The organism is Ferruginibacter sp. (assembly GCF_031391665.1).
Lineage (GTDB): Bacteria > Bacteroidota > Bacteroidia > Chitinophagales > Chitinophagaceae > Ferruginibacter.
On sequence record NZ_JANMUN010000067.1, the window covers coordinates 1 to 13,927 of the forward strand.

The 13,927-nt window shown below is 37.4% G+C and carries 9 protein-coding genes; 6 read left to right on the forward strand and 3 right to left on the reverse strand.

Annotation, left to right across the window (positions count from 1 at the left end):
• Positions 1-1,269: hypothetical protein (locus ACY651_RS04875; RefSeq protein WP_462250281.1), on the forward strand; the 1,269-nt coding region annotated here is incomplete at its 5' end.
• Between the two features lie 26 nt (positions 1,270-1,295).
• Here ACY651_RS04875 and ACY651_RS04880 read toward each other — a convergent pair.
• Entirely contained in the window at positions 1,296-2,087 is a 792-nt protein-coding gene (locus tag ACY651_RS04880; RefSeq protein WP_462250283.1) for a TerC family protein, read from the reverse strand.
• A 7-nt stretch (positions 2,088-2,094) separates the two neighbouring features.
• Positions 2,095-3,222, reverse strand: a complete 1,128-nt coding sequence (locus tag ACY651_RS04885; RefSeq protein ID WP_462250285.1) for a quinone-dependent dihydroorotate dehydrogenase — start codon at positions 3,220-3,222, stop codon at positions 2,095-2,097.
• Positions 3,223-3,335: 113 nt separating this feature from the next.
• On the opposite strand from ACY651_RS04885, the gene ACY651_RS04890 reads away from it, so the two are divergent.
• From ACY651_RS04890 to ACY651_RS04900, 3 genes are all read left to right on the forward strand, one after another.
• On the forward strand, positions 3,336-4,514 hold the full coding sequence (locus tag ACY651_RS04890; RefSeq protein ID WP_462250287.1) for an acetyl-CoA C-acyltransferase: 1,179 nt from the start codon (positions 3,336-3,338) through the stop codon (positions 4,512-4,514).
• A gap of 171 nt (positions 4,515-4,685) precedes the next feature.
• On the forward strand, positions 4,686-6,353 hold the full coding sequence (locus tag ACY651_RS04895; RefSeq protein WP_462250289.1) for a DUF1800 domain-containing protein: 1,668 nt from the start codon (positions 4,686-4,688) through the stop codon (positions 6,351-6,353).
• Positions 6,354-6,466: 113 nt separating this feature from the next.
• Positions 6,467-8,056 carry a DUF1501 domain-containing protein gene (locus ACY651_RS04900; RefSeq protein WP_462250291.1) on the forward strand — a complete coding sequence of 530 codons (1,590 nt, stop codon included), beginning with the start codon at positions 6,467-6,469 and terminating at the stop codon, positions 8,054-8,056.
• 71 nt (positions 8,057-8,127) lie between these two features.
• Here ACY651_RS04900 and ACY651_RS04905 read toward each other — a convergent pair whose 3' ends face one another.
• A complete protein-coding gene (locus ACY651_RS04905; protein WP_462250293.1) occupies positions 8,128-8,706 on the reverse strand; it encodes a hypothetical protein in 579 nt (192 codons plus the stop codon).
• Positions 8,707-9,036: 330 nt separating this feature from the next.
• Here ACY651_RS04905 and ACY651_RS04910 point away from each other — a divergent pair, with 330 nt between their 5' ends.
• Both ACY651_RS04910 and ACY651_RS04915 read left to right on the forward strand, forming a co-directional pair.
• Positions 9,037-12,504, forward strand: a complete 3,468-nt coding sequence (locus tag ACY651_RS04910; RefSeq protein WP_462250295.1) for a VIT domain-containing protein — start codon at positions 9,037-9,039, stop codon at positions 12,502-12,504.
• Positions 12,505-12,605: 101 nt separating this feature from the next.
• Positions 12,606-13,820: a hypothetical protein gene (locus tag ACY651_RS04915; protein ID WP_462250297.1), complete on the forward strand. Its 1,215-nt coding sequence runs from the start codon at positions 12,606-12,608 to the stop codon at positions 13,818-13,820.
• The last annotated feature ends 107 nt before the right edge of the window (positions 13,821-13,927 follow it).

Genomic DNA, 13,927 nt, shown 5'->3' on the forward strand with positions numbered 1-13,927 from the left:
ACAGATAATATGCCTTTGCGCTTTAAGCAAAATGGACAATACCTTGGCCAGTGGGATATAAATAAAGGCAACTATTTAATTGGCGACCGGGCCGGAATTCAAAAGCCTGGGGCCATGCAGAATTCAATAGCCATTGGAGACAGCGCATTGGCAGATATAGGGAGTGTTGTATCTCCTGCAACTTCCGATTACAGCATCGCTGTTGGTTATAAGGCATTAAAAAAGCACCAGTCGCAAATTGGTAATATTGCTGTAGGTGCATTTACATTGCAGAATTTTGTTTCGAACAGTGGCGGTGGTTTTGGGAGTGTTGCAGTAGGTTACCAGGCAATGAATAAAATATTAACCGGCGAACAAAATGTTGGAATTGGCGCATTTTCATTAGTTAATGATACAACGGGTGTTGGTAATACTGCAATGGGAGCAGGATCTTTAGGCAACAAGAAAACAGGTAATTTTAATACAGCCAGCGGCTTTTATGCAGGTGTTACTTTGCGTATTGGAAATAACAATACATTCCTTGGAGGAAATGCTTATTCTGCGTTAGATAGTTTGCAAAATGCTGCAGCCATTGGTGCTTTTACACAGGTTGATACTAGTAATGCGATGGTGTTGGGTAGTATCAATGGGGTAAACAGTGCCACTGCAAATGTGAATGTAGCCATAGGAACAACCAAACCAAAAGCAGCATTGCATGTAAGCAGGGGAAGCTCGGGTAATGTTTTAAATATGCCTTCCAACAGGATCAGTTTATTTGAAGATAATGTATCAAACTATATACAATTATTAAGTCCCGATGCAAACGAAACCGGAATGTTAGCTGGCAATGCAGCAACATTAATTAAAAGCGGTATTATTTTTACCGCCGACAGTACCATACAATTAAGAACAGGGGGTAATAATACAAGAGTTATAATTGATGATAACGGCAGCGTTGGTATTAATACCCTGCCTTTTATTCCATTAAGTAAATTAGATGTAAACGGATCTTTTGGTAATGCAATAAGAATAGTTACAGCAACAACAACTTTAGATGAAAATGATCATACCATAATATTAAACAGCCCGGTTGTTGCAGTTATACTGGTTAATCTTCCATTAACAAATACAGTAATGAAAAGAGAATACACACTTGTAAATCAAAATAACTTTAGCCATTTAACAAATTTTCAATACAGGGATTTTACAAACACTGCTGTTTCAACCATACCAGCCAATACCAGCATTACCTTACAGGCAACACCAGGTGCCTGGTACAGGGTGAGGTGATTTTTAGCAGACTTTAAAAAAATAACTTACAGAATCTTTTGCTGCTCTGCATCAATATGAGGCGATCGTAATTCAACAGGTTTCTTACTCCGCTTACGTAACTGAAGATTTAAAACCTCTACACCTAACGAGAAGGCCATCGCAAAATAAACATAGCCATGAGGTATTTCAAATTTTTCTACATGCACACCATCTACAATTAAGGTAAAGGCAATTAAAATTAAAAAAGATAAGGCCAGCATTTTAAATGTAGGGTGCTGATTAATAAATGCACTGATGCGTCTTGCAAAAATAAACATCACCAGCATTGAAATAATAACAGCAGTAAAACGCACCACCTGCAATTTGCTCATACCTACAGATGTTATAATGCCATCTACACTAAAAATAAAATCTATCAAAACTATCTGGCGGATGATGGCCGCAAAGCCAACGCCTGTTTTTTTATGTTCAATAGTTTCATTGGGGTCTTCGCCTTCTAATTTATTATGAATTTCTAAAGTAGTGTTCACCATTAAAAATAAACCGCCGGCTACCATAATAATATCTTTTAAAGAAACCGGGTGCTCCCAAAGTTTAAACAATTCTTTTTCGCCATTTAATAAATTGCCTAAAATGTATAACAAAGCAATACGCATAACCATACCAGTTATCATCCATATCCTGCTGGCTCTTTTCTTTTCCTTTTCTGTTTTTAATTTTCCAAGAATGATGGATACAAAAATTACATTGTCAATACCCAGCATTACTTCCATAAGTGTTAATGCCAGTAAACCCGTAATACCCGCCGTAGTAAACAGTTCGTGTAATTCGTTCATGTTATCTTTAGTTTAATCCTTTACAAATATTTTTTACAATTGCAGGGCCTTCATAAATAAAACCCGTCCACACCTGTACAAGGGAAGCACCTGCTTCCATTTTTTCTTTTGCATCTGCAGCGGTAAATATACCCCCGCTTGCAATAATAGGTATTTGCCCGTTTGTTTTTTGATGAATGTATTGCACCACTTCGGTACTGCGTTTTTTTACAGGCAAACCACTTAAGCCGCCTGCACCAATTTTCGTGAGTTGTAGATCGTCAGTCGTTAGATTGGAGCGGCTGATGGTAGTGTTACTTGCAACAAGGCCATCTAATTTTATTTCTAAAGCCAAATCAATTACATCATCCAGTTGCCCGTTGGTTAAGTCGGGTGCTATTTTTAGTAAGATAGGTTTAGGGTTTAGCTGTTTAGTGTTTAGGGTTTGAAGATGGGTAAGGATTTTTTTTAAAGATTCTTTTTCCTGCAGTTCTCTTAAACCTGGTGTGTTGGGGCTGCTAACATTTACTACAAAATAATCTACATAATCATGCAAAGCGGTAAAGCAAATTTCATAATCTTTCCAGGCAGTTTCGTTAGGAGTGAGTTTGTTCTTTCCGATATTACCGCCAATAATAAGGGATTGTTTGTTGTCCGTCGTCCGTTGTCCGTCGTCCAATCTCCAAGCTTTTAATCTTTCAACAACTACTTCAACACCATCGTTATTAAAACCCATTCTGTTTATTAAAGCCTTGTCTTTTGGCAGCCTGAATAATCTTGGTTTATCATTACCCGCCTGCGTCTTGGGTGTAACCGTTCCAATTTCTACAAAACCAAAACCCAGTGCTTCCAGTTCATTTAAATATTTGGCGTTTTTATCAAAGCCAGCGCCAAGGCCAACTTTATTTGAAAATTGAATATTGAAAATTGAATATTGAATATTTTTTTTGGGGTGAAAGGAAGCAGCCAATAAATTTTTTACCCCCGGTATTTTGCACAGTAACCTCAATCCGTTCATCGAAAAATAATGAACCCACTCAGGATCAAATAAAAATAAAACCGAACGAAGAATTTTGTACATGCGGCGCAAAAATAAGTTACTGTATTCAGTTTTTTGTTTTCGTGGAGAAATTATACCTTTGACATTAAGTTGCATAAACAACTAATTTATGCGGTTTAAGAAAAGTTCAATAAAATTACTAACGTACAAGAGTGCGACGCCAATGAAGATGATCAATGGTTTGAAGCCCGGTACATAAAAATAATATCATGCAGGAAGCATACATTGTAGCAGGTTACCGAACCGCTATTACAAAAAGTAAAAAAGGTGGATTTAGATTTACAAGGCCCGACGATTTGGCCATTGATGTAATTAAAGGTTTGCTGGCAACTGTACCGCAGCTGGACGTAAAAAGAGTGGACGATGTAATTGTGGGTAACGCTGTACCCGAGGCGGAGCAAGGCTTGCAGGTAGGCAGAATGATCTCGGCAAAAGCAGTGGGCATACATGCACCGGGCATAACCATTAACCGTTATTGCGCCAGCGGATTAGAAAGTATTGCCATGGCAACTGCTAAAATAAGATCGGGCATGGCCGAATGTATTATTGCCGGCGGTACCGAAAGTATGAGCATGGTGCCAACAGCCGGCTGGAAAACTGTACCATCATATTCTATTGTAAAAGATGAGCCGGATTATTATTTAAGCATGGGTTTAACTGCCGAAGCAGTGGCAAAAGAATATAATGTTTCCAGAGAAGACCAGGATGCATTTAGTTACAACAGCCATTTAAAAGCGGGTAATGCCATAACCTCTGGCTTTTTTAAAACGGGTATTCTGCCCATAACTGTTGAAGAAATTTATTTGGATGAGAAAGGCAAAAAACAAAAAAGGAGTAAAGTAGTGGATACGGATGAGGGAGTAAGAGCCGATACATCCATTGAAGGGTTGGCAAAATTAAAATCTGCTTTTGCTGCAGGCGGTTGTGTTACAGCTGGCAACAGTTCTCAAACCAGCGATGGTGCTGCATTTGTAATTGTAATGAGTGAGCGTATGATAAATGAACTGGGTTTAAAGCCCATTGCCCGTTTGGTAAATTGTGCCAGCGCCGGTGTTCACCCACGTATTATGGGTGTTGGCCCCATTGAAGCGGTGCCTAAAGTTTTAAAACAGGCCGGAATGAATTTGGCAGATATTGATCTGTTTGAATTGAACGAAGCCTTTGCATCGCAGGCGCTGGCAGTTATCAGAACTTTAGAATTAAATCCGGATAAAGTAAATATAAATGGCGGTGCTATTGCGTTGGGGCATCCGTTAGGTTGTACCGGTTGTAAACTAACCATACAATTGGTAAACGATATGAAAAGATTGAACAAAAAATATGGTATTGTTACCGCCTGCGTGGGCGGCGGACAGGGAATTGCCGGTATTATTGAAAATATCCAGTAATAATATTATCTTTAAACCGTTTAATAAATGCCTGCTATTAAACAGGCATTTATTATTTTACAGGCAACAGGTTTACCTTAAAACAAATCCTATAAAAGCTATCTCCCCATTTAAACTTTAAAATTTTTATTTAGTCTGAATATTTTATACCATTCTTTCAAATACACTGCTATGGATAGAAGAGATTTTCTTACCGCCAAAAAATCAAAAAAAGCCCAGGCGGTAACATTTGCATCGCCTGCCCGAACATTAAGCGGCATTAACACTTACACCGGTCCATGGACCACCAACGAAGTAATACATCTTTTAAAGCGAACCATGTTTGGCGCTAAAAAATTGGATGTGGATTATTTTGTTACCCGTGGTATGAGCCAGAGTGTAGATGAATTATTAAATCCCACCGCCCCCAATCCCGGGCCGCCATTAAAAGAATATGTAACCTCTACCCAGCCCGGTACACCCGACAGTAATATTGCACAAGGCACTACATGGGTAAATGATATTAATGGCGATGGTACGGTACAAAGTCAGCGCCGCTCATCTTATAAAAAATGGTGGACAGGTGTAATGGTAAACCAGGATAGAAGTATAAGAGAAAAAATGATTTTTTTATGGACAGACCATTTTGGAAACGAGGCCAGTGATGTAGGCAATGGTAATTGGGTATATACGCAGCATGCGTTGATAAGGCAAAACGCCTTAGGCAATTTTAAACAAATGGTAGATGCCATAACAAAAGATTATGCCATGCTGCGTTACCTGAATGGCTACCTTAATGTTGCCACTGCACCCGATGAAAATTATGGACGTGAATTATTAGAATTGTTTACACTGGGCAAAGGCAAAGATTCGCAATATACAGAAGCTGATGTAAAAGAAACAGCTAAAGTGCTAACCGGCTGGCGGGTAAACGGTACCACATACACTACTTTTTTCGATCCTGCCCGTCATTCCACCGCAACTAAAACATTTTCTTCTTTTTTTAATAATACAACCATTGCAGGAAGAACAGGCGCTACAGCCGGACAGCTGGAATTGAATGATTTGCTTAACATGATTTTTTTGCAAAACGAAGTCGCAAAATTTATTGTAAGAAAATTTTACCGCTGGTTTGTATATTATGATATTGATGCCACAACAGAAGCAAATGTTATTACGCCGCTGGCAGATATTTTCCGCAACAATAATTATAATATTAAACCTGTACTAACTACTCTGTTTAAAAGCGAACATTTTTTTGATGTGCTTAACCAGGGTTGTGTAATTAAAACACCGGCCGATATTGTAATTGGCGCCATGAGGGAATATGATGTAAAAATGCCGGTACTAACAGATTGGGATACCAGCTACGGCCACTGGAATACTTTATATGCAAATATGACGGTGATGGGCCTTAACCTGCACGACCCTGCGAATGTTGCCGGCATGCCGGCTTATTATCAGGAGCCATCTTTTCATGAAATTTGGATAACTACAGATTCGTTACCCAAGCGAAACCAGTTTACTGATGTAATGACCAATACCGGTTATGCAAGGCTTGGGTTTAGAATGCAGTTTGATTTTGTAGCTTTTGCAAAAACATTGTCAAACCCCGGCAATCCTAATGATTTAATTGATGATGCATTGAAATATTTGTACCGGTTAAGTTTATCGCCGCAGGTAAAACAGCAAATGAAAACGCAAATGCTGTTAAGCAATCAGCAGTACGATTATTACTGGACCAATGCCTGGATGGCCTACATTGCCAGCCCCACCACAGCAAATTTTAATATTATCAATACAAGGCTAAAAGATCTGTTCAGGTATTTAATGAATTTAAGTGAGTATCAGTTAAGCTGATACATGAATAGTGAATCGTCAGTCGTGAGAATGCACTCAGATTCTCATAAGATGCTCACGAGTGACGATTCACTACTCACGAAAAATACTTTTTCTGTTATAAAAAAATCAATATGAAACGGAGAGAATTTTTAGAAAAATCAGCAGCAGTTACATTGCCTGCTTTAATAAGTGGTTATTCTGTAAAAGCATTAAATGCCAACTCCCCGTTAGTACAGGCATTAATTGGTACCGGTACCGATACTGATCATGTGCTGGTAATAATCCAATTATCCGGTGGTAATGATGGTTTAAATATGGTGATACCAATCAGCACTTACAATTTATATAATGCTGCCCGTACAAATATTGCGATACCCGAAAACAGGATCTTAAAATTAAACGGATACGCAAATACAGGTCTGCATCCCGCCATGACGGGTTTACAAACCATGTACAACGATACTAAATTAAAAGTGATACAGGCAGTGGGTTATCCTCAACCCAATTTCTCACACTTTAGAGCAACTGATATTTGGATGACGGCAAGTAACAGTACCCAGGAAGTGTACACCGGCTGGAGCGGACGTTATTTGAATTATGAATATCCTAATTTTCCTAATGGTTATCCGAATGCAAATGTGCCCGATCCTTTGGCTATACAAATTGGCAGCACAGCAGCATTAACCACACAGGGGCCAAGCGTAAATATGGCCATGAGTATTACAAGTGCCACAAATTTTTATCAATTAATAAATGGTACCAGCGATCCCGTGCCTGCAACAAAAGCCGGAAAAGAATTGAGTTTTATACGCACTGTTGCAAAACAAACGCAACAATATGCTGGCAGAATTACAGATGCTGCCGGAAAAGTAACGGCACAAAGTTCTTACCCAACTAATAACAGTTTAGCCGATCAGTTAAAAATTGTTGCCCGTTTAATTAAAGGCGGTTTAAAAACAAGGGTGTACATGGTAAGTTTTGGTGGATTTGATAACCATAGTTTGCAAACAACTGTTGCAGATACTACTGTTGGTACGCATGCTACATTATTAGGAAGGGTTAGCGATGCAGTAAAAGCTTTTCAGGATGATTTAGTTTTTTTGAAAATAGAAGACAGGGTGGTGGGTATGACCTTTAGTGAATTTGGCAGAAGGATAAAAAGTAACAGCAGTGTAGGTACCGATCATGGTGCTGCAGCGCCAATGTTTGTATTTGGTAAACCGGTGCAGGGTGGTGTATTGGGTGATAATCCTGCTATTTCAGCAAACGCAACAGTAAATGATAATGTACCTATGCAGTACGATTTTAGGAGTATTTACGCAACACTTTTAGAAAAATGGTTTTGTTTGGATAAAGTAACGGTGCAGGCATTATTTCCTCCAAATATAAATGGAACATTGCAGGAGCTGCCTTTAATAAAAAGCGGTGTATGTACTACGGCTGTTGTAAATAATTCGGGAAGCAGTGTAATTACTAATGCTGCCAATCCGTTTACCGACAACACAGTAATTACGTTTAATACAGAAGGCGGTCACACTTTAATTCAGATAATTGATAACACCGGCAGGCTGATACAAAATTTACTGGAAAAAGATTATCCTGCTGCGGCAATGGGACAAAAGGTAACTTTCTACGCAGCTCATTTACCCACTGGTATTTATTATGCCCGGTTACAAAATGGTGCAATACAACAAGTGCGGCCAATGCTAAAAGTTAGGTAATAGAAAAAAATAAATTATAAAAATGAGGCGATATATCTTTTATCGCCTCATTTTTATTTTAAAGTTTTATGCTAATCTGTTATCCGGTGCCCTGCATTTACCCAATCCACAATTTTTTGTTTATCCTGTGCAGTTAGTTGTCCATTCTCCGGCATATAAGTTGGAGTACCGTCTACCGTTCTTATTTTTATCCTGTCCCAGCTGTTTACAATATCATTGTCAGCATCAAAATTTTTACCCCCACTAACGGAGCCGTTTAAGTGGCAGGGGCCGCAATAGCCATTTACAATTGTTCTTACGGCGTAAAATTTAGCGCCATATCCGTTAATAGTAACAGCAACAGTGCCAGTGCAACCATCAGCATTTTTTGCACTAACCGTGTAATTGCCTGCGGCAAGATTAAAGAAATTAACAGATCCCTGGAACGCTCCTCCAATACTGTACGTTAATCCTGATCCTATTGGGGAAGTAACTGTAATAGTACCCAGCGATTGACCGGTAATGGTATGTGCTTTATTGGCAGCCGGCGCAATAATTACACCTTTGCAAGGATCAACAGGTGGAGGCGGCGGTGCCGGATCAGATTTTTTACAACTTATAAATAAGCCGGTTATTAAAATAGCAGCAGTAATTATTTTTATCACTTTCATAATATTTAAATGTACAAAAAATTAATAGACTATAAGAAGTTTTATGTGTTTAATGTCTGTCAAATGATTTTAAAAAAATCAGCTGCAATTTTTTAATGCTGAAGTACAGTAGTACAAAAGCCCTATCAGGGAACCACCCCGAAAAAGGGATGTAATCTTTTTCGGGTGGCTTTTTTGTTTCTTTTTTTCCACAAAAAAAGAAAAGAAAAAGACTGCAATTTTGCAAAGAAGCATACTCTTTAAAAATAATAGTTTGCTTAATAATCTTTTAATTTTTTAAATATTTTTATGTAATCCTTTTTATTTTCTCATCCTGTAGCAAACATCGTTATGAGAAAATATATTTTAGTTGCAATAATTATTGCAGCATCCGTACTTACATCAAATGCACAGTCGCCACAACTTACTGTAGATAGTAAAACGAATAACGGCGTGCAATTACAGGCGCTTAAAATTGAAATAAAAGTATGCGGTACCGTAACCAGAACTACCTGGCAAATGACTTTTAAAAATACCACTTCAAAAATACTGGAAGGCACATTAAATTTTCCTTTGAAAGAAGGCTTAAGTGTGAGCCGTTATGCATTGGACATTAACGGAAAAATGAGAGAAGCCGTACCGGTTGACCGTGGCAAAGGCACCGAAGTATTTGAAACCATTGAGCGGAGAAGAGTTGATCCTGGACTTTTGGAAAAAATTGATGGCAATACTTTTCGTACAAGAATTTATCCCATAAATGCCAATAGTACCCGAACGGTTATTATTGGTTACGTAGAAGAATTGCCGGTTAACAACAACGATGCATTGCAATATTACCTGCCTTTAAATTTAAAAGATACTGTAACCAGTTTTAATCTTGATGTATCCGTTATACAAACCGCAACACAGCCCGTTTTTGATTCTGCCCTAAATGAAAACATACATTTCACCCAAACCAATAACACCTACAATTCTTCTTTACAAAAAACTAATTATGTGCCGGGGTATTCGCTTTCTTTCAGCATACCAAAACCTTTGGATGCAGCTGAAGTAATGCTGCAGGAATTTGAAAACAATTATTATTATCTTATCAATACACGTTTGCAAAAAAATGAAAAGAAAAAAATAATGCCTTCAACACTTGCGTTGTTGTGGGATGCTTCGCTCAGCGGCAGCAACAGAAATATAAAAAAGGAAATGGAATTGCTGGACGTATATTTTAAAAAGATAAATAATGTAACGGTTAACCTGGCAGTATTCAGCAACACCATAAAAACCACAAAAACATTTTTGGTGCAAAATGGCAATTGGGCTGCATTAAAAGAAGCAATTGAAATAATACAATACGACGGTGCTACCAATTTTGGCAATCTTAATTTAAAAAATATAATGGCAGATGAATTTATTTTAGTGAGCGATGGCCACCAAACATTGGGCAACAAACAAATGCAATTAAGTAACAAGCCTGTGAACTGCATCAACAGCGCTGCTGCAGCCGACTACAGCAATCTAAAATTCATTGCATTAAAAACAGGCGGACTTTTAATTGATTTACAAAATACATCAGCGGCAGATGCCATTAAAAAATTAATGAATGAGCCATTCCGTTTTTTAGGTATCAAACAAAATAATTTAATAAAAGAAAATTATCCTTCTATGCCGGTTGCAGTAAACAGCAATTTTGCTGTTGCAGGTATTGCTGAAGAAGGCATTAAAGAAATTGTTTTACAGTTTGGCTACGGCAATACTGTAACGTACGAAAAAACTATCATCATTAATACTGAAACGCAGCTTTGCGAAAACTTCGATATCACCAAAATATTTGCACAAAAGAAGATTGCAGAACTGGATATTCAGTACAATCAAAATAAAAATGAAATAGAAAAGCTGGGTAAACAATTTGGCATTGTAACCCGTAATACTTCTTTAATTGTTTTGGAAACTATTAACGATTATGTACAGTACGAGATTGAACCACCAGCAGAATTGAAGGAAGAATACAACCGCATAATGAAGCAAAGAAGCAGCACCATCATTACAAAAAATGAAAACGATTTGCGTAGTTCATTAAACATGATGGCAACATTAAAAGATTGGTACAACCAAAAATTAATTAAAAAAGAAATTGTAAAAAAAGAACCTGTTACAATATCGTCGCCGGTGGTTAGAAACAATTCTATGCAAAGAACTCAAGCCGCACAAGTAACGCCTTCGGGAAATACTAAAATCGTAACAGGAAGAGTTACTGATAATACAGGGCAACCCATTCCTTTTGCTTCTGTTAAAATTAAAGGAACCAACATTGGTACCCAAGCGGATGCAAATGGTGCTTATAGAATTAATGTAAGACAGGGCAATATCCTGCAATCTTCCGCAGTAGGTTTTAGTAGAACAGAAGTAACAGTGAATTCTGCCTCTTTGATAAATTTGACAGTAGAAAAAACATCATCCGCTGATTTACAAGAAGTAGTTGTAGTAGGATATGGTGTGCAAAGAAGAAGGGAAGTAACGGGCAGTGTACAAACAATCAGTGCAAGCAAGTTGGAAACATTAACAATACCCAATGTAACTAATAACCTGGCTGGCAAAGCCGCAGGGTTGCAAATAACATCATCTTACGGATATGCAGGTGCGTATAAGTCAGTAACAGTTCGTGGCCAAAATTCTTTCCAGCCATCAGCCGGAACATTGTATGTTGTTAATGGGGAAACACAAACTTCAATTAATAATATCAATCAAAAAGATATTGCAACTATTGATATTTTAAAAGATGAAAATGCAACAGCAATTTTTGGTGCTGCTGCAGCAAACGGAGCGGTAATCATCACCACAAAAAATTTTAAACCAGATTCTTCGTATAGAAAAATACAGGATAAAATTGCAACAGAAAATATTATAGAAGAACCTGCAAAACCAAATTTTAATATCGAAACATTCGATTACCTGAAAGAAATTAAACTTACTGAAAAAGCAAACCGCTATATAAAATATTTAGCACTACGGCAATATTACATTACCAGGCCAACTTATTTTTTTGATGTAGCCACTTACTTTTTAAAAACAGGCGATAAAGCAAATGGCCTTACCATTCTCAGCAATTTGGCAGAGTTAGAAAATGGCAGTTACGAATTGTATAAAATGCTGGGTTATAAATTAAAAGAGGCCGGGGAATACGAAGGTGAATTATCAGCGTTTAAAAAAGTAAAAGAATTGCGGCCCAACGATCCGCAGAGTTACAGGGATTGTGCACTGGCTTATTTGGATTTAGGAAATTACCAACAGGCGCTGGATATGTTATACGAAGGCATGACAAAAAGTTACAGTAACGAAATGGACAGGATGTACAGCGGTATTGAAGAAATATTTTTAACAGAAATAAACCGCATCATTGCATTACACAAAAACGAATTGAATCTTAAAAACATTGATAAAAAAATAATTATTCCCATGCCATCTGATGTAAGAGTGGTAATGAACTGGAATATGAACAACACCGATATTGATTTATGGGTAACTGATCCCAATGGTGAAAAATGTTTTTACAGTCATAAAACAACAGCAATGGGTGGCCGCATTTCCGATGATTTTACCGAAGGCTTTGGCCCCGAACAATTTTTATTAAAAACCGGTGCTAAAGGAAAATATAAAATTCAAATAGATTATTACAGCGATACACAGGCTACACTTGCAGGCCCCACAACCATTATGGCAGAAATTTATTTACATTATGGTACCCCTAAAGAAGTAAAAAAGATTGTAACGCTGCAAATGCAAAAAGAAAAGGAAGGGGAAGTATTTATTGGAGAGGTAGAGTTGTAAATTAAATTTTGCTACGGGTTAGGGTTGCCAATTTTTTATAGGTTGACAACCCTTTACATTTCTGTAACAATTTAAATTACACCCGCTATGAGCTATAGCAAATGGCTCATACTTTTTTAAGTACATTTGCATGCTTAAAAGTAAACATGCAATTAACACCGGTAACTAATAAAAATACTGCAGATCAATTTTTACAGGTAGCAGTAAAATTATATAAAGATGATGCCAACTGGATCCGTCCGCTGGATAAAGATATTAATGAAGTATTCGACAAAAATAAAAATAAAGCCTTTCGTTTTGGAGAAGTGGAAAGATGGATTTTAAAAGATGAAAAAGGAAATTTAACCGGCCGCATTGCAGCCTTCATCAACAAAAAATATAAAAATAAAGGTGATGAAGTAACAGTTGGCGGCGTTGGTTTTTTTGAATGCATCAATAACCAGGATGCAGCAAATTATTTATTGGATACAGCAAAGAATTGGTTGCAGCTAAAAGGCATGCAGGCAATGGATGGTCCAATAAATTTTGGTGAGCGTGACCGTTGGTGGGGCATGGTTACAAAAGGTTTTACGGAACCATTATATTGCATGAATTATAATCCTCCATATTACGTAACACTTTTTGAAAACTATGGCTTTAAAGTTTTTTTTAACCAGGTTTGTTTTGGTATGAAGCCTAAAGATACTCTAAAACAAAAAATGTTCGACAGGCATAAACCATTTGAAAATAATCCTGACTTTTCTGCAAAGCATATTGATAGAAATCAACTGGAAAAATTTGCAGTAGATTTTACAACAGTATATAATAAAGCATGGGCGGGGCATGGCGGTTTAAAGCAATTAACCAAGGAGCAGGTTATCATTATGTTTAAAAAAATGAAACCTGTAATGGATGAAAAAATTATTTGGTTTGCTTATAACAAAGAAGAACCAATTGCCATCTTTGTAAACCTGCCCGACCTAAACCAATGGTTTAAACATTTAAACGGGCAGTTTGGTTTATTGCAAAAACTTAAATTTCTCTGGCTAAAAAAATTTACTCCCAATAAAAAATTTAACGGGTTGGTTTTTGGCGTAGTACCCGAGTGGCAGGGCAAAGGCATTGATGCTTTTATTGTGGTGGAAGCTGCAAAAATAATACAGTCGGATGCAGTGCTTTATACCGAATATGAAATGCAGTGGATCGGTGATTTTAACCCAAAAATGCTCAACATTGCCGAAAGTTTGGGCGAATCTTTCCGAAGCAGAAACTTGGCTACCTACCGCTATTTATTCGACAGAACAATGGAATTTAAACGCCACCCGATATTAATTTGAGATTTGCCCCCATCCCCTGAAGGGGTGAAATTATGGAAGTTGTTTTTACATCAATAAAAGCTTTTATGCAAAAACAATAAAGTCTTATTAAATTGCATTGTTCAAAT

What these genes read in the sequence shown, in the direction of transcription:
- ACY651_RS04880 (WP_462250283.1), bottom strand. Translation starts at nt 2,087, where the DNA reads ATGAACGAATTACACGAACTGTTTACTACGGCGGGTATTACGGGTTTA.
- ACY651_RS04885 (WP_462250285.1), bottom strand. Translation starts at nt 3,222, where the DNA reads ATGCAACTTAATGTCAAAGGTATAATTTCTCCACGAAAACAAAAAACT.
- ACY651_RS04890 (WP_462250287.1), top strand. Translation starts at nt 3,336, where the DNA reads ATGCAGGAAGCATACATTGTAGCAGGTTACCGAACCGCTATTACAAAA.
- ACY651_RS04895 (WP_462250289.1), top strand. Translation starts at nt 4,686, where the DNA reads ATGGATAGAAGAGATTTTCTTACCGCCAAAAAATCAAAAAAAGCCCAG.
- ACY651_RS04900 (WP_462250291.1), top strand. Translation starts at nt 6,467, where the DNA reads ATGAAACGGAGAGAATTTTTAGAAAAATCAGCAGCAGTTACATTGCCT.
- ACY651_RS04905 (WP_462250293.1), bottom strand. Translation starts at nt 8,706, where the DNA reads ATGAAAGTGATAAAAATAATTACTGCTGCTATTTTAATAACCGGCTTA.
- ACY651_RS04910 (WP_462250295.1), top strand. Translation starts at nt 9,037, where the DNA reads ATGAGAAAATATATTTTAGTTGCAATAATTATTGCAGCATCCGTACTT.
- ACY651_RS04915 (WP_462250297.1), top strand. Translation starts at nt 12,606, where the DNA reads ATGGCTCATACTTTTTTAAGTACATTTGCATGCTTAAAAGTAAACATG.